A 16326-nucleotide genomic window follows, 5' to 3' on the forward strand; every position below is an offset into this window, starting at 1 on the left:
GCCGACTTGCACCGCCTGGCCCGCCGCGAGTTCGGCCGCCTGCAGCAACGGCCTGAGCTCATTACCAGCTTCTTTCGGCACGCAGGTCTCTCCGTTGCAGGTCTTTAGTGAAGATCATTAGGTCTGCTGTCCTTTCGGCGGATTTAGCTCGCGGAAAGCTGCTTATAGAACACGGTCGTATCGCAGAACCCGCCCTTCGGCCAAAGGGCATAGTTCGGAATCACGCCGGACTTGGTCCAGCCGACCCTCTCATAGAGGCGTTCCGCATCGCCACCCGTTACCGTGTCGAGCACGAGGACGGTCTTGCCTGCCGTTTGGGCGGCGTCTTCGGCTGCTCGCATCAAGGCCGCACCGATGCCGCGCTTCCGGGCTTGTCCGTGAACGAGCATCTTGGCGATGTCCGCCCGATGCGGCTGGTTCTCCGGCTGCTTGAGCACGATCTGCACGGTGCCCACGATCTGTCCGCTCGTGTCATCCTGAGCGACGAGGAGGATGCGTTCGCCTGCAGCGACGCCTTCGGCAACGCCTCGCCAGAACGCATCGGCTCTCCCCTGGGTCAAGGGCGACATGAAACTGACGGAGGCACCGCCCTCGACGCAATCGATCAGGACTGCAGAAAGAGCGCCAACGTGCTCTTTCGCTTCCTGCGGAGAGAGGGGGCGGATGGTGATCGACTCGGTCATGGGAGATCCTCAGCGCTGAGTGCCGAACCCGATACGCGCATCGGTGGCGAGAGCCACCACGTAGCGGGCGGGTCGGTCAGCGTGGTTACGAAAAATGGTCGGCTGGTCGAGGCGCATGGACAGGCAGTCGCCGGTGGCCAGATGATGCGTCTCATCGCCCAGGGTCAGATCGATCTCGCCCTCGATGATCCAGATCTGTTGATGAACCGCGGATGCGCGATGGCCCGTATCGTAGACCACGCGCGCGCCGGGCGGGAGGATCACCTCGACGAGTTCGATCGGCGAGGGGAATCCGGGCGCCGAAAGGTTGCGGCGCATGTAGCCGCTGTCCGGATCGCGCCAGACGCGCTGGTCGGCACGGCGCGCGAGCGGTGAGGCGCCTGTGTTGCCCTTCTCGGCGAAGAGGGACGCCAGGGTCACGCCAAGGCCTGCCGCAAGCTTGTCGAGCACGGCCGCCGTGGGGCTGCTTTCGCCCCGTTCGATCAGCGAGATCATGGAGCGGCTCACGCCGGTACGCTCCGCCAAGCCGTCCAGCGTCAATCCATTCTCCGCCCGCAGGTCGCGAAGGCGCGACGCCAAGTGCTCGTTGAGTGTCGAGGGCACATCCATGAAACTAGACTATAAATCCAATATACTGGAGTCAAGGCGTCCAAGCGGAGAAAACGGAAGACCCATATCTGCGGTTTGCTGTGGATCACGCTAGGGCAGTCCATTGCTCTTGGGAGAACAAAAGAAGATTTTCAGAGCATGTCGAACGTGATCCCCCTCGCTCCGCGCCTGAAGCAAGGACACCCCCCTGCCGCCGAGGCGGAGGAAAGGGCTGCGCTTGCGGCCGACCTGATCGACCTGATCGAGCGGGTGAGGGAACTGACCGAGCATGTGGCCAGCCTTCCCGGCCCGCCGCTGCAGATCCAGCAGACGGCCCAGCAGTTGCTCGATGCCGGAACAGCGCTCGAGCGCGCCGTGGATTCGTTGACCGAAGGCGGCGAGTGGGTGCCGTTCTAACGCATCGTGCGGACCCGGAGGGCCGCGTCAGTGAAAAGTGGATCCGGTTTTCGCTAACGCGGACCTCTGGTTCCATTCCGGACGATGCGCTCGTCAAAAGAGAGCATCGGGGATGGGCTAAAAACTACTTCAACGCTTCCATTCGCTCCCCAGCCTGGGCAATGCCCATGGCACGGGCCCGTGCGTAGAGTTCCCGCGCCCGGGATGGCTCGCCGCGGATGCCGAGGACGCCCAGCCTGGACAGAACGTTCGGATCGAAGGTCTCCGCCAGCAGGAAGGCAGCGCGCGCATTGCCGCTATCCAAGGCGCGCTCGAGAAGAAGACGGGCCCCGCTCACATCCCCTTTGCGGAGGAGTTCTTCCGCGCGCATCGTCAGGCGTTCATCGGCCTTGGGCGCTTCCACCGATGCGCTCACCTTGGGTTCCGTTCCAGACGGAGTCTCGGTCTTCACCGGGGCCGCAGTTGCCGTGCCGAGCGGCAACGGCTGAATGCCTTCGGGCAAGGATGCGACCACCACCGAAGTCGGCTCTTTCGACGGCAATGCGGAGGTGCCATTGATCAGAGCCCGCGCGGTATCCGCCAATGACGCTGTCACTCCGACTGCCGCTGGAGGCGATAGGACCTGGGGAGGCGCCTCCTGCTGGGGCGGAGCCAATGGAGGCTCCGATCCTGTCGCCGCGAGTCGGAACATCACGGGCGTGGCGCTCGGGCGATGGGGCTCCTGAAGCGCGTGCAATTCCTCCGTGGCATCCACAAGCTCTTCGGTCAGCATGTCGCTGCGGGTCTGGGCCTGCACCAAGGCCTTCTTGAGTTCAAGGATCTTGGCTGATTCGGACGCCATCGCCTCGTCCTTGAAGGCCTGAAGGCTGCGCAGTTCCTTCTCTGCACTGGCGAGTTGGTGTGCCGCATTGTCGCTCCGCTCTCGCTCTTGCCGCAGAAGCGCCTCCAGTTCGGATGCGTTCGATGCCACGGAAACCTTGTCCTGCTCTCTGGTAGCCTGCAGGGCCCGGTGTTCTTCCTGAAGCTTCTCCAGTTCGCGTCTCGCAGCGGCGCTTTGCTCCCGCTCCCGTTGCAGGGCCTGCTGCATCTCGGATGCTGTAGCGGTCTTCGCCTCTGTCTCCGTCTTCAACTGCGCCGCCAGCTCATTGTGCTCCTGCATGAGGCCCGTCAGAGTTTGCGAGACCATGGTGCTGAAGGACTGTTCCTGCTCCAGAGCCTGCTGCATGTCGGCCAGATTGGCCGTCGCGGCTGCAGGAGGCGCCGTGCAGACTTCTGCCGCTGCCTTGTTCACGATCATCGGTTCCGGCGTCGGGTGGGCGTCGTTCCGGATGCCGAGACCCTGCAAAGTGGTGATGAGGTCCGGATTGTTCAGGTGATCGACGAGAACGATTGCAAGGGTGCCGACCTCGATAGCCGAGTTGAGACTCTCCTCTGCCTTTTTCAAGTCGCCTGTCCGGATGGAAACCTCAAGGTCAGCCGCCAGTCTCCTTCGATCCGGCGAGGTCAGGAGAAGCGGGAGGAGCGTGAGAAGATTGTCCGCCCCCTCTGCTTTGCCCAGGGAGCTCTCTCGCGCGGGAGTGCTGCCAGTGGCGGGGCTTTGTGCGACGGCGGGTCCAAGAAGTGCGATGCCGATCAAGGTGGTCGTCAGCAACTCTGCCGTTAAAGATGTAAGCCCGGATTTCGTGTGCCCAATCATGGCGGACCTCCTTCGGTGGTCGCCAAAGGCTTCGCGATCAGCCTTTGGCTTCCGTCCTGTCTTGGATCCTCAGCGCATCGTGCGGAAAGTGGCCCGGTTTTCCGCGTTAACGATGCGCTCATCAGGAACGGGAGCATCGGATCGATCCCAAAAGTGCAATCCACTTTTGGTCCGATGCTCAGTCTTGCCGGCTGGCTCGGCGGGCGGCTCTTTGCCGGTCGCTCTGCCAGGCAAGGAATTCCCGGAACAGGCCCTCGCGCTGTTCGACCGAGACGTCGATGCCTTTGCTCTTCATGAAGCTCTCGAAGCTTTGGCTCTGGGGCGAAGGCTTGCTGGCCGCCGCGGCGCGATCGATCCAGTCTTGCGCCGGCCTCACGCGCTCCCAGCCGGGCACGTCGGCTGCGAGATTGACCTCTTTCCATTTCGGGTGCCGGCCCGGTTGCAGGAACTCGTCGAACCGGGAGAAGAACGCATCCACGAAACGCCTGACGCGGTTGTAGCGATCGGAATTCTCGGGCCAGTTGAACACCGCAAGCAGGCTGCCGACCGCCAGGGTCTCGACGGGTTTATCCTTGTCGACGAGCTGCGGATAATCCGCATTCGCGAGGCGGGCGGGGAAATAGCTTTCTGCGATCTCTCCCTCGAACGGAATCGGGAGAAGATGGAAGCGTCCATCGGTCTGGAACTCGGCGATGGCGCGAACCGGGCGTCCGGCCACGTAGACCGCCGCCTGGATCTCTCCCGATTTCAGCTTCGCGTAGGATGAGGCCTGGTCGAAGGTGGTCATCTCAGGCTTGATCCCGAGTTTGTCGAAGATCAGCCGAGAGGTCAGGTTGGTGCCGCTGCCGGCCTTGTCGATATTGACCTTCTTGCCGTCGAGCTGCCGGATGTCGGATATCTCCCGGTTGGCGATGATATGGACCTCCTCGTTGTAGAGGCGCGTGATGTAGCGCAGTCTCCGCAACGCATCGTTCTGGAGGTTCTCCGCCTTCAACTGCTCGCGCGCATCCATCTGCACGATGCCGATGTCGACGCCGCGCAGGAACATGATGTCGCGCAGGTTCTGCAGCGAGCCGCGGCCGATCATCGGCAGCACGCGCAGGTCTTCGCCATCGAGCACATTGGCGAGATCGGCGGCAATGCGGATATAGGTGCCATCCGCGCCGCCCGAGATTACGCCGAGCGTGCCTGTGTTGGCGCGGGCCGGGTTGAAAGCTGGCACCGTCTGGGCCGCTGCGGCGATCGTGCCGGAGACGAGGGCCGCCGCGACAAAGGCGGCTCGAACGGACGAACGGCGGAAAAGCCTGCACGCGGACGATAAAGCACTCACGCGACCCGACATTGTCATCCTCCCCTGGATGAGCCCTGCGGCTGTTTGTCGATCCGATCGTTTTGTACTCGTCCTCGGCGATTGAAAAATGCTTATCTTTCAAACTTGCGCATCGTTCGATGCGAACCGAAGTCCGCATCAGCGAAAAACCGAAACCGCTCTTTCGCACGATGCTCTAAGCAACGATGAAACAAAACGAAAGCAGGGTCATCGTAGGCTCCTGTCAGGCTCGGTCAATTGAGCTTTGAGGACGGACTAATACTCAAGAAGTGCTATATTATAGTCCGAAAGAGATACAAATTATCTTTATATTCCTTGAAATGGCGGAATTTCTTATCCTGCTTTCAGGGTTTACCCGGATTAACGCCGCGGAATTACCGCAGGCCCATCCCGGCTCTCCTCGAAAATTGTTAGCGCCCGGCGGCTCCTTTAACCGTCCGTTAACCATAAACGGTCGAAATCATGGGGTATTAAAGGAACCTGAACTCCCGTGACCATTGCCGTTCGCAACCGTCCCTCTCTTCGCTTCCGTGGCAGGTCCTTCATGGCCCTAGTCCTGGCGCCCGAAGTGCCGCTGAGGGACTGGCTCGAAGATCTCGATGCCGTATCGGAACGCTCGCCCGGTTTCTTCACCGGGCGGCCCATCATTGCCGACGTATCATCCTTAAAGCCTTCCAAGTCCGAGCTGAAATTCCTCCTTGCAGCCTTCAAGATGCGCAACATCCGCATCATCGGCCTCGAGGGCGCGGCTCCCGAGAATGTCGATGCCGACATGCCGCCGCCGATCACCGGCGGCAAGCCTACGGGCGAGATCGACGTGCCGGATGCCGCCAATGCGGCAGTTGCCGCAGCAGCCTCGCCCTTCGGCGATGCGCCCGTGCCGGAGAAGTCGCTTCTCATCGAAGGCTCCGTGCGCTCAGGCCAGTCGATTCTGCATCCCGAAGGCGACGTGACGGTTCTGGGCTCCGTCGCCTCGGGCTCGGAAATCGTCGCCGGCGGCTCGATCCATGTCTACGGCACTCTGCGCGGCCGGGCCATTGCCGGCTGCACAGGTAATGGAAAGGCCCGCATCTTCTGTCGGAAGTTCGAAGCCGAATTGATTGCGATCGATGGGCTCTACAAGACCGCTGACGATCTGGGGGGCAAGTTCCTCGGTCAGCCCGTGCAAGTGAACCTGGATGGCGACTCCATCATCCTGAAAACATTGGATTGAGAGAAAGAGAGACGACAATGGCCAAAGTCTTGGTCGTAACCTCCGGCAAGGGCGGCGTTGGCAAGACAACGTCTTCGGCAGCTCTGGGCGCGGCGCTGGCGCATGGTGGCGAGAAGGTCGTCGTCATCGACTTCGACGTCGGCCTGCGCAACCTGGATCTGGTGATGGGAGCCGAGCGCCGCGTGGTGTTCGATCTCATCAACGTGGTGCAGGGCGATGCGAAGCTCAATCAGGCTCTCATCCGCGACAAGCGGCTGGAGAACCTCTCGCTGCTTCCCGCTTCGCAGACCCGCGACAAGGATGCGCTCACGGAAGAGGGCGTGGCCCGCGTACTCGATGAGTTGCGTCAGAAGTTCGACTGGATCATCTGCGACAGCCCGGCTGGCATCGAGCGTGGCGCCACGATGGCCATGCGCCATGCGGATGTCGCCGTCGTCGTGACGAACCCAGAAGTGTCCTCCGTCCGTGATTCAGACCGCATCATCGGCCTCCTCGATTCCAAGACGGAACGGGCCGAGAAGGGCGAGCGCATCGAGAAGCATCTCCTTCTCACCCGCTACGATCCCGTCCGCGCCGAGCGCGGCGAAATGCTCAAAGTTGACGATGTGCTGGAGATCCTCTCCATTCCGCTGATCGGCATCATTCCCGAGAGCGAAGAAGTGCTGCGCGCCTCCAACGTCGGCTCGCCGGTGACGCTGAACAATCCCGCCAGCGCACCGGGGCGGGCCTATTTCGATGCCGTGCGCCGGCTCAAGGGTGAAACCGTCGAACTCACCATCCCCACCGACAAGAAGGGGCTGTTCGGCAAATTGTTCGGACGGAGGGCTGCATGAGCCTTTTGAGTTTCTTCAACCGGCGCACATCCGCGCCCGTCGCGCGAGAGCGCCTGCAGATCCTGCTGGCGCACGAACGCGGCATCATCGGGGGCAAGCCCGATCTCGTTGCGCAGCTCAGGGAAGAAATCCTGGCAGTCGTCCGCCGTCACGTCATGGTCGAGCAGGACAACGTTCAGGTGAAGATGAACCGCGATTCCGACATCTCGACCCTCGAGATCGAGATCGAAATTCCGGCTCCTGCAGGGGCAAGCGCCTAGAGCATCGGACCCAAAAGTGGAATCCACTTTGGGGATCAATTCCGATGCTCCCTCCTATAAGCGGCGCATCGTTCGGCGCGGAAAACCGGATCCACTTTTCACTGGCGTGGCCCTACGGGTCGCTGACGCGGCCCTCTGGGTCCGCACGATGCGCTAAGATGCGAGCTTGCGGGGAATGAGCGGCTCCTGTCGATCCAGGGGCCGCTTTCTCATGGTTGCTAAAGCATCGGACCCAAAAGTGGATTTGTACTTTTGGGTCCGATGCTTCTTCTCTTGGCTGGCGCATCGTTAGCGCGGCCCTCTGGGGTCCGCAGGATGCGCTAGTTGCTCCAGACGCCGATCTTCGCCTCGCGGGCCTTGTCGGCCGCGGCCTTGAGCTCCGGCGTCGCGTCGCTCGTGGGACGCCCGCCGCCGTTGAACAGCACGACGCGCGACAGATCCTGTCCGCCGACCTGACACCGATACACGTCGTTTGAGCCCGCCGGCTCGCAGGCGACCTCGCGGCCGTTGAGATACTGGGTCAGGTCTTCGGGCTTGCCGGCACCGGGAGCCCACTCGACGCCGAACAGGCGCACCACTTCACCATTCAGGGATAGGGTTGCCGTATCGATCACGTCCGGCACGCCGCGAAGCGATCCGGATGAGCCCGTCGAACCCGTTGCCACAGGCTCTGGCTCGCGGATCGGGCCGGACGCGACCGGTGCAGCAGCGCTGGCTTGAGGTGCTGCCGTATTGTCGCTCTGGAACAGGAATGCACCGACGCCGAGGAGAGCGAGAACGGCCACCGCGCCGAGCGCGAAGGCCGGTCGTTTCCAGGAATACGTGCGCATGTCGCCGAAATCATTCCGCTCATGTTCCGATGCGACCGCAATCGGGTAATCCTCCGCCGAGGTCTCGAGTATCCGGTCGGGCGTGGAGGCTTTGAGCGTATCGCGTGGCCAATCCGCCACCGGCAGCCTTGCGTCATGGTCATGATGGCGGGCTTCAGGTTCTTCCAGCGGATGGGACGGTTCGGCTATGGGTTGCGACCCGCCGGAATCGAGATTCAACCAGTCACGCCTCGGCTTCGCACGCGGCCAGGATGGTTCGTCGACCTGTGCAAGCGCCGATGCATCGCGCTTCGCCGGCCTGAACAGCACCGGATACTTCACGCGCAATTCATCGAGTAGATCGTGAAGCGTGAATTCGCTCTGCTGCCCGTCCCTCTCAATCGTCCGCGTCTTGCCGTCGTGGTCGATAATCGTGAGCTTCAGCGCACCATCCACCTCGGACGGACGCACGGAGGATTCGATGATCAGTTCGAGAGCGCGGCGCGCATCGTCGGTGGGGTGAATTCTGTCGAGTTCCGCATGGATGATCTCGCGCATTCTGTCGCGCATCTGGGCCCAGTTGCGGCGCGGATCCGCCTTGGGATCGTGGGTGATGGAATCGTCAATCATGCGAGGCACCCTCCAGGGCAAGATTTCCCTTGCGCTCCTGACCGAGCAGCGTGCTGTGTTCGGCAACGATAACCGGTTTGTCGCCAATGAAGTGAACGATGAGCTGCAGGGCGCCGGTGCCCTGCGAGACGCGACGCCTTTTGGGATGGGATGCGGTGAAGTCGAACACCGCATGCACCGTACAGATCTCGCCTGGCGGGTTGCATGTGCTCCCGATCGCATCCTGGCGCGGACGATAATCGCGCTCGGGCCAGCGGCGCACGAAGCGGCGCTTCTCGTTGAAGAGGCGCTGCATGCTTACTTCGCGGCCGTGGAAGAGGATGCGCGGCGCATAGAAGGCGGCCGTCGCTTCGAGAGCGACATCGTTCGAAGCCGACCAGGATTCGAGATAGTCGATGGCGAAGTCCTTCGCCACGGAGGCTCGGGCGCTGCGCTTGTCGGCGTCGCGATCCTTCAGCGGCTGCGCCACCGTGGGAGCGGGCTGCGGGACAGCGGGCGCCTGCGGCTGTGCCGATTGTGCTGGCGGGGTCGCAGATGCGGGCGCTGGTGTCGCTGCCTGTGGTGGAGGGCTGGCAGGCGCTTCATTGAGAGGCTTGGGCGCTTGGGCCGGTGCAGTCCCGGTCTCAGCCGGAGGATCGACCCAGGCTCGTCCCGTCTGCGCCGCAGCCATGGGAGCGGCCGCCATCAGCAGCGTCGCGAGAGCGGTTATCGATGTCAGCGACCGGCCAATCTGCATGCGTTTCCAAAAGGCCTCTGAAAAGGGTGACCGGGGGAAAGCGGGTAAAAGGCTTCTCGGTTCCATGGCCCGCCCCGGCAGGGATGGCCCTGCCGGGGCGGTTCGCAAAATTTGGAATCTGCAATGTCTAGGTAATGAAAAGGGGACTTTAGGCTGCTTTAGAGCTGGGCGACGTCGACGGCGCCGACCCCGGAGATGCCGATGGCCTGTGCTGAGGCCTTTGACAGGTCGATGACGCGGCCATGGGCATAGGGACCACGGTCGTTGATCCGCACCACCACCGACTTGCCGGTCTTCTTGTTCACGACCCTGACCTTGGTGCCGAAGGGCAGGGTGCGGTGGGCGGCGGTCAATTCGTTGGTGTTGAAGGTTTCGCCGCTCGCGGTCCGCCGGCCGTGGAAGCCCGGGCCATACCAGGAAGCGCGACCGCTCTGAATGATTTTCCCCGAGGTCTCCGCCGGCTCTGCAAAGGCAGAAGGAGAAAAGAAAACAGCCGATCCGGAGATGAACAGGCTGGCGAGCGCGAGCGTCACCTTGCGTTGATCCACAATGCATTCCCTTGTCTGTTATTGATGGGATGCAAAATGAAGGCTAATGGGGCAACATTAAGACGATATAATCGCTGAATTTCTATCGTGTATAGCCTCAGTATCGAATTTTCCTATTCAATTAAATTATATTGATATTGTTGATGATTAAATATTAACTTAATTAAACTTAAATAAACTATCGCACGATTGCTTGAATGTGCGCACTCTTTCACTGCGCGGGCGTCTCGCCGGCCTCCCGCGGCGGGAGCGTCATCAGTCGAATGGCGAGGGAGAGCGCCACCATCAGCAGAAGGGCCACGAGGGCCGATACGCCCGGCCAGCCCCAATGGGTCCAGAACACGCCGCCCAGGGTGCCGATGGCGCTGGAGCCGAGATAGTAGCAGAACAGATACAGGGCGGAGGCCTGCGCCTTGGCTGTGAGGGCGCGATTGCCCACCCAGCTGCTGGCAATGGAATGGGCGCCGAAGAAGCCGAAGGTGACAGCCACGATGCCGGCCAGGATAAGCGCGAGATGGTGAAAGAGCGTAAGCCCCACGCCGGCGAGCATGATCACGATCATCGCCCACAGAACCCGCCTGCGGCCCAGCCGTCCGGCCAGTTCGCCGATCCAGGCGGAGCTCAAGGTGCCGATCAGATAGGCGGCGAAAATCGCCCCGATGGCGCTCTGGCTCAAGGAATAGGGCGCTTCCGTCAGACGGTAGCCGAGATAATTGTAGAGCGTCACGAAGCCGCCCATGAGGAGGAAGGCCTCTGCGAACAGCGCCCTCAGGCCTGGGTCTCGCAGATGCTCACCGAATGAGCTCAGAAGCTCCGTCAGGCGGGCGGGTCGGGGCTGAAAATGGGCCGAAGCCGGCAGGCTTCGCCAAGCCGCAATGGCCGAGGCTAATCCGAGAGCTCCGATCAACCCGATGGCGAGCCGCCAGGAACCGAGATCCGTCAGCACGCCGCCGATGATCCGTCCTGCCATGCCGCCGATCGCGTTGCCGCCGATGAAGAGCCCCATGGCGAGGCCGATGGATTTCGGATCCACTTCCTCGCTCACATAGGCCATGGCGATTGCTGGGAGGCCACTGAGGGTAATGCCGATCAGCATGCGGGTGAGGAGCAGGCTGGTCCAGTTCGGAGCCACAGCAGAGAGAAGGGTCAGGAGCGCCGAGGCGAAGAGCGAGGCCACCATGACGGGCTTGCGGCCCCAGATCTCCGACAGGGAGCCCGCGACAAGCATCGCCACGGCGAGGAGACCAGTCGACAGCGACAGGGACAGGCTGCTCACGGCGGCGCTGACATGGAATTCCTGCGAGAATTCCGGCAGCAGGGGCTGGACGCAATAGAGAATGGCAAAGGTCGAGAAGCCGGCCGCGAACAAGGCCAGGTTCAGCCGGCGAAAGGCAGGCGTGCCGCTGACCAGACGGCTTGGCGTTTCCGACGATTGATCCGGCATTTGCCCTTTCCGCATGTCTGCGACCCGTGCAGACAATGATGCACCAGCTTCGAAACCGTGTGATTTCGGCAAACCTATGCTCATAGTGCAAGCACGGATGAGCGGAAGAGGTGACCCATTCGTCTAAAGCATAGAATATGTGCCGTCTTTGCACTTCTCTCCGCGAGGAAACAGTATTTTATGCAAAGCCATATCCTCCAAACTTGAGACCTCAAGGGGCTCGCAGCGTGACCGCGCGGGCCTCATTTTTTGAGTCCTTCATGAGTGCTGCCCCCGCGCCCCGGACAACAACGCCTTCTTCTCTGGAATCATCGAACGCACCGGCCTCTCCACTACGGGGAATTCTGTTCCTGGTCGTCTCCACGATCGTGTTTTCCGTAGCGGACGTCATTACCAAGCAGCTCGCCTCTACCTTGCCACCGCCGGAGGTGGCCTGGATGCGCTACGTCACCTTTGCGGCCTCCATCGTTCCCTTCGCGCTGATCAAGGGTGGTCCCGCCCTGTTCCGTTCCCAGCGGCCCGGCCTGCAGGTGGTCAGGGGATTGGGTATGGTCGGCTCATCCATCATGTTCATTCAGAGCCTGCCGCACCTGCCCGTGGCCGATGCGACCGCGATCTTCTTCGTCTCGCCGATCTTGATCATGGCGCTCTCGGTACTCTTTCTCGGCGAGTCGGTCGGCTGGCGGCGGTGGACGGCTGCCGCTTTCGGGCTGATCGGGGTGATCATCGTCGTACACCCCGGCTCGGGAGCGTTTCAGGCGGCCGCCTTGCTGCCGATCCTCAGCGCATCGAGCTGGGCCGTGGGCGCCGTGGTGACCCGCAAGATCAGTGGCGACCAAGCGCTCACGACGCTGACCTATTCCGCCCTCGTCGGCAGCCTCGTGCTGAGCGCGCTCATGCCCTTCAGCTGGGTGACGCCGAACGGGACCGAGATCGCTCTTGGCCTCGTCATGGGCATCCTGTTTGCGATCGGTCATTGGTTCGTCGTCATGGCCTATCGCCACGGCAATGCGTCGCTGATCGCGCCGTTTTCCTATGTCCAGCTGATCTGGGCCGGGAGCCTCGGCTATCTGGTATTCGGAACGCTGCCGGATTCCTGGACGATCACGGGGGCCTGCCTCATCGCCATGAGCGGCTTTTATACGGCCTATCGCGAACGCGTCCGCGCCATGCAGAAGCGGTTTCCAGCCTGACGCGCGTCAGGTTCCCGAATGGACGACGCGCAGGCGCGGGCGCGCCGTGCGGCTGTAGAAATTGAGCTCCACGAAGTCCCCCTCCATCTGGCCTTCGACGAGGCGGTAGCCGAACTGCTCCACCAGGGCGCGCATCTGACCGAGGTTTTCGTTCGAGATCTTACGGGAGAACTCCGTCAGATCCTGGCTCATCAGCGCTGCCACGATGCCGATCTCGACCCCCTGGTCGAAGTCGGCAGTCCGTGCCGGAAAACGAAGCCGCATACCCTCAGCGAGATGGATGTGGTGCATGGGATCCTGGTGAGTTACGCCTACAATAGGCCGCGTTTATCGGGCACAAGATCCTACCGGTTGCTTAAAGTCCGGGGTGCGGCATTCCCCAACCGGGAGCGTGGTTAACCTTTCGTGCAGGCGCTCGCGATGGATCCAGAACAGCAGCTTTGCATTAACCCTCGACAGGCCTTTGCCGTCCCAGCGAACCGGGCTCCGCAGGCCTGAATGTCACATCACGAAGCGAGGCGCAGCATGAGGCGGCTATTGGTGGGGACCGCGCTGGCAACCGGCCTGACGGGGTCGGCAGCCCAGAGCGCGGATGTCACGCGCGTCACCCGGGTTCAAACCGAATGGGCTCAACCCGGCCGCGCTATTTCCCGGCTCGCCGACCAGGGGCTCGGCTATTCCGTGCTGCACGATGCGCCAAGCGGTCCGCAGGGCTTCTACCGCGTGCACGTGACCTGTGCCATCGATGAGACCTTCATGCAGACCTATTGCCCAACGCCGGCCTATGCCTCCTACTGCCCGCGTGCCCGGATCGTCTGCGCGGACGGCGGCCAGAGCATTCAGGCGCTGCGGCTGAGATACTGAGGCGGACCCTCTCGCAGGTATATGGCACATCCCCGTGCTAGCCTTTGACAGAGCCGGTGGTTGCTTTTCTGCAATCTTGCCTTGTATTCGCCGTAAGGGGACCCTAGATAAACTCCATCGACATTTGGCCGGACAATCGGGCCGTTACGCCTTGGCCTACCAGGCGCACGTTCAGACACTCTTCCCAAACATCGACGAACCCGAGTGTGAGGTCGTGCGACAGCACGCCCTTTGCTCACGTGCACACCAAGCCTAACCAAGGATATTCCCATGATTACGGGCACCGTTAAGTTCTATAACGATCAAAAAGGCTTCGGCTTCATCCAGCCGGACGATGGCAGCAAGGACGTGTTCGTTCACGCCACCGCTCTTGAGCGCGCCGGCATCCGCGGTCTGCGTGAAGGCCAGAAGGTTTCCTTCGACACCGCTGAGGATCGCCGCTCCGGCAAGGTTGCCGTCAACAACATCCAGACGGCGTAATTTTCGTTGAAAGAGGCGGCCTGGCATCCATTGCCGCCGAGCAAAGCCGCTCCAGAGGAGCGGCTTTTTGCTTTCTGACAAAGGAGATTCCTGTGAGCCATAAATATTCCATGGGCCAGCTGGTCCATGCCGCCGCTGCGCATTTCGCCGATCGCACGAGCGGCACATACGAGGTCATTCGCCTGATGCAGGAAAACAGCAGCGGCGAGCTGGGCTATAGGATCAGAGATACGATAAGCGGCGCTCAGCGCGCGGTCGGAGAATCCGAAATCCGCGCTATCGATACAAAGCAGGCCGTCGAGGCGCCCTGAGACTTACCTTCCGGACCACCGCGTATTAAGAACGCCTGCGTTCAGCGTAGGCTCAATCACTTTGCAAGATACGAAACCAAGCGGCGTCTATGGCACGCCACCGGCCGAACTGGCCGACATCTCGGCAGCGGCCATCCAGTTCTCGCCTCTGATCCCCGGTTCCGGACAGCTGGAGGAGCAGGAGGTGGGATCTCTCGGTGATATGGTCGTGCTGGCGCCGCCCGGGACCGTCGAGCGGCGTTACACCATCGCCTTGGCTTTGCGGGCGATCGCACCCGGCGGATCCCTGACGGTCCTCGCACCTAAGGACAAGGGCGGCTCGCGGATTGCCAAGGAACTGAAAGGTTTCGGCTGCACTGTCAGCGAGACCTCCCGCCGCCATCACCGCATCTGCACCTGTCCACGGCCGCCCCTTCCGACAGGCCTCGATGAAGCGCTGGCCGAGGGCGGTCCGCGTCTCGATGAAGCCTTGAACTTCTGGACCTGGCCCGGCGTATTTAGCTGGAATCGCCTCGATCCCGGCAGCGTCCTGCTGGAACAGAACCTGCCGTCTCTAAGCGGCCGCGGCGCGGATTTCGGCTGCGGCATCGGCATTCTCGCCCGCGCGATCCTGGCCTCGCCCAAGGTCGAGCATCTGACCCTGATCGATATTGACCGTCGCGCTGCCGCGATGGCAGAGCGCAACATCGACGATCCACGGACGAGTATTCGTTGGGCGGATATCCGCAACGGCACCGACTTGAAGGGCCTCGACTTCGTGGTGATGAACCCGCCGTTCCACGACGGCGGTGCCGAGGATCAGAGCCTGGGACAGGCCTTCATCCGCCGTGCCGCCGAGACTCTCCGGCCGGGGGGCGTTCTCTGGCTCGTCGCCAATCGCCACCTGCCCTACGAGGCCGTGCTGAAAACCCTGTTCAAGCGCGTGACCCCAAAAATCGAAGCGAACGGCTACAAGATCTACGAGGCGCAGAAATGAGCAAGGTCCCGACGCTCCGTCTCGACCGGCTTCTCGCCAATATGGGCTACGGCTCGCGCCGCGAAGTCCAGTCACTGGTCCATGCCGGCCTCGTCACCTTGGATGGAGCCGAGGTCGAGGATGCAGACGAGCGCATCGCCGTGACCCGCGACCTCTCGGAGCGGATGCGCATCCAGGGCAAGCCGCTCGATCCACCGCCCGGGCTGGCGCTGATGCTGCACAAGCCCCTGGGCGTCACCTGCTCGCACAAGGAATCAGGACCGTTGGTCTATGGCCTGCTCCCGGAGCGCTGGCGCCGGCGCGACCCGGCGATCTCGACCATCGGGCGGCTCGACAAAGAGACTTCGGGCCTGCTGCTCATGACCGATGACGGCAACCTGCTGCACCGGATCATCTCGCCGCGTGCGAACATCTCCAAGCGCTATCATGTGACCCTCGACCGTCCCTTGCGCGGCGATGAGGCGGAGATTTTTGCAGCCGGGACGCTGATGCTCGACAACGAGGACAAGCCGCTCCTGCCGATGCAGATGGAGAGGATCTCCAGCACCAGCGCCTACCTGACCCTGACCGAAGGCCGCTACCATCAGGTCCGGCGCATGTTCGCGGCGATCGGGAACCACGTGACAGCGCTTTATCGCGACCGGATCGGTGGCCTGGCGCTGCCGGAGGATCTGAAGCCGGGACAGTATCGCCTGCTCACCGAGGCCGATATTGCTCTCATCCTGCCATCCGCGCAGGGCGCGTGAGCTCGAGAGATCGCAGCGGTTACGGCGTCGCGGCGGCGATGAGCCTGGCGGTATCGTAATATTCGTCGAAATCGATCACCTTGCCGTTGCGGAAGCGCCAGATATCGACCTTTCGTGTGTCTGCAACCTTGCCCGTTCCCTTGTGGCGCCAGATGGCCCGCCCGACCACGGCCACGCGGTCGTCCTGGGCGATGAACTCATCCATGGCGTGAGAGATCATCTCCCAGTCGCGCATGAGATCCTCGAGATAGGCACGGACTCCGGACCTGTTATCCCGGCGTGCCGTAAAGGGGACTTCCGGCGAACCGTCTGCCAGCGAGCCGAGGGAGACATCATCGGCAATGATGTTCATCCAGCATTCGCAGTCGCTGCCTCTGCTGTCGACCCATTGGGTATAGGCTTCGCGGAGAATGGAAACGTGATCATTCTGGGCTGGCATTGAGCTCTCCCGTGGAAAGCAAGCTTGAGCGAGTCGCCCGGACGGAATGGTGCGGCACGATCTGCCGCCCGTACAATGTCTATTAAGATCTATGCGGCAGAGCTGCCGTAACGATGCTGATCTCGCATGC

The 16326-nt window shown here is 62.1% G+C and carries 20 protein-coding genes; 10 read left to right on the plus strand and 10 right to left on the minus strand.

Annotated elements, in window-relative coordinates; all coding sequences use genetic code 11:
• Positions 1-143: 143 nt before the first annotated feature.
• Together ACS5Q1_RS29910 and ACS5Q1_RS29915 are read right to left on the minus strand one after the other, a co-directional pair.
• The gene (locus ACS5Q1_RS29910) at positions 144-683 is read right to left on the minus strand and encodes a GNAT family N-acetyltransferase (protein ID WP_473101617.1); all 540 of its coding nucleotides are present in this window, start codon (positions 681-683) and stop codon (positions 144-146) included.
• Between the two features lie 9 nt (positions 684-692).
• Positions 693-1292: a helix-turn-helix domain-containing protein gene (locus ACS5Q1_RS29915; protein WP_473101618.1), complete on the minus strand. Its 600-nt coding sequence runs from the start codon at positions 1290-1292 to the stop codon at positions 693-695.
• A gap of 138 nt (positions 1293-1430) precedes the next feature.
• On the opposite strand from ACS5Q1_RS29915, the gene ACS5Q1_RS29920 reads away from it, so the two are divergent.
• Positions 1431-1688, plus strand: a complete 258-nt coding sequence (locus ACS5Q1_RS29920; RefSeq protein WP_473101619.1) for a hypothetical protein — start codon at positions 1431-1433, stop codon at positions 1686-1688.
• Between the two features lie 124 nt (positions 1689-1812).
• Here ACS5Q1_RS29920 and ACS5Q1_RS29925 read toward each other — a convergent pair whose 3' ends face one another.
• Together ACS5Q1_RS29925 and ACS5Q1_RS29930 are read right to left on the minus strand one after the other, a co-directional pair.
• Positions 1813-3384: a coiled-coil domain-containing protein gene (locus tag ACS5Q1_RS29925; RefSeq protein WP_473101620.1), complete on the minus strand. Its 1572-nt coding sequence runs from the start codon at positions 3382-3384 to the stop codon at positions 1813-1815.
• 178 nt (positions 3385-3562) lie between these two features.
• Positions 3563-4726 (minus strand): TAXI family TRAP transporter solute-binding subunit, encoded by a 1164-nt coding sequence (locus ACS5Q1_RS29930; protein WP_473101621.1) that lies wholly within the window; start codon positions 4724-4726, stop codon positions 3563-3565.
• Between the two features lie 478 nt (positions 4727-5204).
• On the opposite strand from ACS5Q1_RS29930, the gene minC reads away from it, so the two are divergent.
• Genes minC through minE form a run of 3 tightly spaced genes read left to right on the plus strand, consistent with a single transcriptional unit; the run spans position 5205 to position 7020 of the window.
• Complete coding sequence (gene minC, locus ACS5Q1_RS29935) at positions 5205-5927, plus strand: septum site-determining protein MinC (protein ID WP_203441604.1); 723 nt, start codon at positions 5205-5207, stop codon at positions 5925-5927.
• A 17-nt stretch (positions 5928-5944) separates the two neighbouring features.
• Complete coding sequence (gene minD / locus ACS5Q1_RS29940; RefSeq protein ID WP_203441603.1) at positions 5945-6760, plus strand: septum site-determining protein MinD; 816 nt, start codon at positions 5945-5947, stop codon at positions 6758-6760.
• Complete coding sequence (gene minE, locus ACS5Q1_RS29945; RefSeq protein WP_473101622.1) at positions 6757-7020, plus strand: cell division topological specificity factor MinE; 264 nt, start codon at positions 6757-6759, stop codon at positions 7018-7020. The genes minD and minE overlap by 4 nt, the downstream gene beginning before the upstream one ends.
• A 320-nt stretch (positions 7021-7340) precedes the next feature.
• Here minE and ACS5Q1_RS29950 read toward each other — a convergent pair whose 3' ends face one another.
• From ACS5Q1_RS29950 to ACS5Q1_RS29965, 4 genes are all read right to left on the minus strand, one after another.
• Positions 7341-8459 (minus strand): thermonuclease family protein, encoded by a 1119-nt coding sequence (locus ACS5Q1_RS29950; RefSeq protein ID WP_473101623.1) that lies wholly within the window; start codon positions 8457-8459, stop codon positions 7341-7343.
• Entirely contained in the window at positions 8452-9195 is a 744-nt protein-coding gene (locus ACS5Q1_RS29955) for a hypothetical protein (protein ID WP_473101624.1), read from the minus strand. The genes ACS5Q1_RS29950 and ACS5Q1_RS29955 overlap by 8 nt, the downstream gene beginning before the upstream one ends.
• A gap of 158 nt (positions 9196-9353) precedes the next feature.
• Positions 9354-9728, minus strand: coding sequence for a septal ring lytic transglycosylase RlpA family protein (locus tag ACS5Q1_RS29960; RefSeq protein WP_473101625.1), 375 nt, complete (start codon positions 9726-9728; stop codon positions 9354-9356).
• Positions 9729-9954: 226 nt separating this feature from the next.
• The gene (locus ACS5Q1_RS29965) at positions 9955-11187 is read right to left on the minus strand and encodes an MFS transporter (RefSeq protein WP_473101626.1); all 1233 of its coding nucleotides are present in this window, start codon (positions 11185-11187) and stop codon (positions 9955-9957) included.
• Positions 11188-11447: 260 nt separating this feature from the next.
• Between ACS5Q1_RS29965 and ACS5Q1_RS29970 the strand changes: the two genes are divergently transcribed.
• Positions 11448-12380: a DMT family transporter gene (locus ACS5Q1_RS29970; RefSeq protein ID WP_473101627.1), complete on the plus strand. Its 933-nt coding sequence runs from the start codon at positions 11448-11450 to the stop codon at positions 12378-12380.
• Between the two features lie 6 nt (positions 12381-12386).
• Here the strand turns inward: ACS5Q1_RS29970 and ACS5Q1_RS29975 are convergent, their stop codons facing one another.
• A complete protein-coding gene (locus ACS5Q1_RS29975) occupies positions 12387-12671 on the minus strand; it encodes a hypothetical protein (protein WP_473101628.1) in 285 nt (94 codons plus the stop codon).
• A 234-nt stretch (positions 12672-12905) separates the two neighbouring features.
• Here ACS5Q1_RS29975 and ACS5Q1_RS29980 point away from each other — a divergent pair, with 234 nt between their 5' ends.
• From ACS5Q1_RS29980 to ACS5Q1_RS30000, 5 genes are all read left to right on the plus strand, one after another.
• Positions 12906-13244, plus strand: coding sequence for a hypothetical protein (locus ACS5Q1_RS29980; protein ID WP_473101629.1), 339 nt, complete (start codon positions 12906-12908; stop codon positions 13242-13244).
• A 270-nt stretch (positions 13245-13514) separates the two neighbouring features.
• Positions 13515-13724 (plus strand): cold-shock protein, encoded by a 210-nt coding sequence (locus tag ACS5Q1_RS29985; RefSeq protein ID WP_099509679.1) that lies wholly within the window; start codon positions 13515-13517, stop codon positions 13722-13724.
• Between the two features lie 92 nt (positions 13725-13816).
• Positions 13817-14035: a hypothetical protein gene (locus ACS5Q1_RS29990; protein WP_473101630.1), complete on the plus strand. Its 219-nt coding sequence runs from the start codon at positions 13817-13819 to the stop codon at positions 14033-14035.
• A gap of 61 nt (positions 14036-14096) precedes the next feature.
• Positions 14097-15011, plus strand: a complete 915-nt coding sequence (locus tag ACS5Q1_RS29995; RefSeq protein WP_473101631.1) for a class I SAM-dependent methyltransferase — start codon at positions 14097-14099, stop codon at positions 15009-15011.
• Positions 15008-15757, plus strand: a complete 750-nt coding sequence (locus tag ACS5Q1_RS30000) for a pseudouridine synthase (protein WP_473101632.1) — start codon at positions 15008-15010, stop codon at positions 15755-15757. Before ACS5Q1_RS29995 ends, ACS5Q1_RS30000 begins: the two co-directional genes overlap by 4 nt.
• Before the next feature lie 19 nt (positions 15758-15776).
• Here ACS5Q1_RS30000 and ACS5Q1_RS30005 read toward each other — a convergent pair whose 3' ends face one another.
• Positions 15777-16196, minus strand: a complete 420-nt coding sequence (locus ACS5Q1_RS30005) for a nuclear transport factor 2 family protein (RefSeq protein ID WP_473101633.1) — start codon at positions 16194-16196, stop codon at positions 15777-15779.
• Between the last annotated feature and the right edge of the window lie 130 nt (positions 16197-16326).

This window comes from Microvirga sp. GN3, assembly GCF_055792825.1.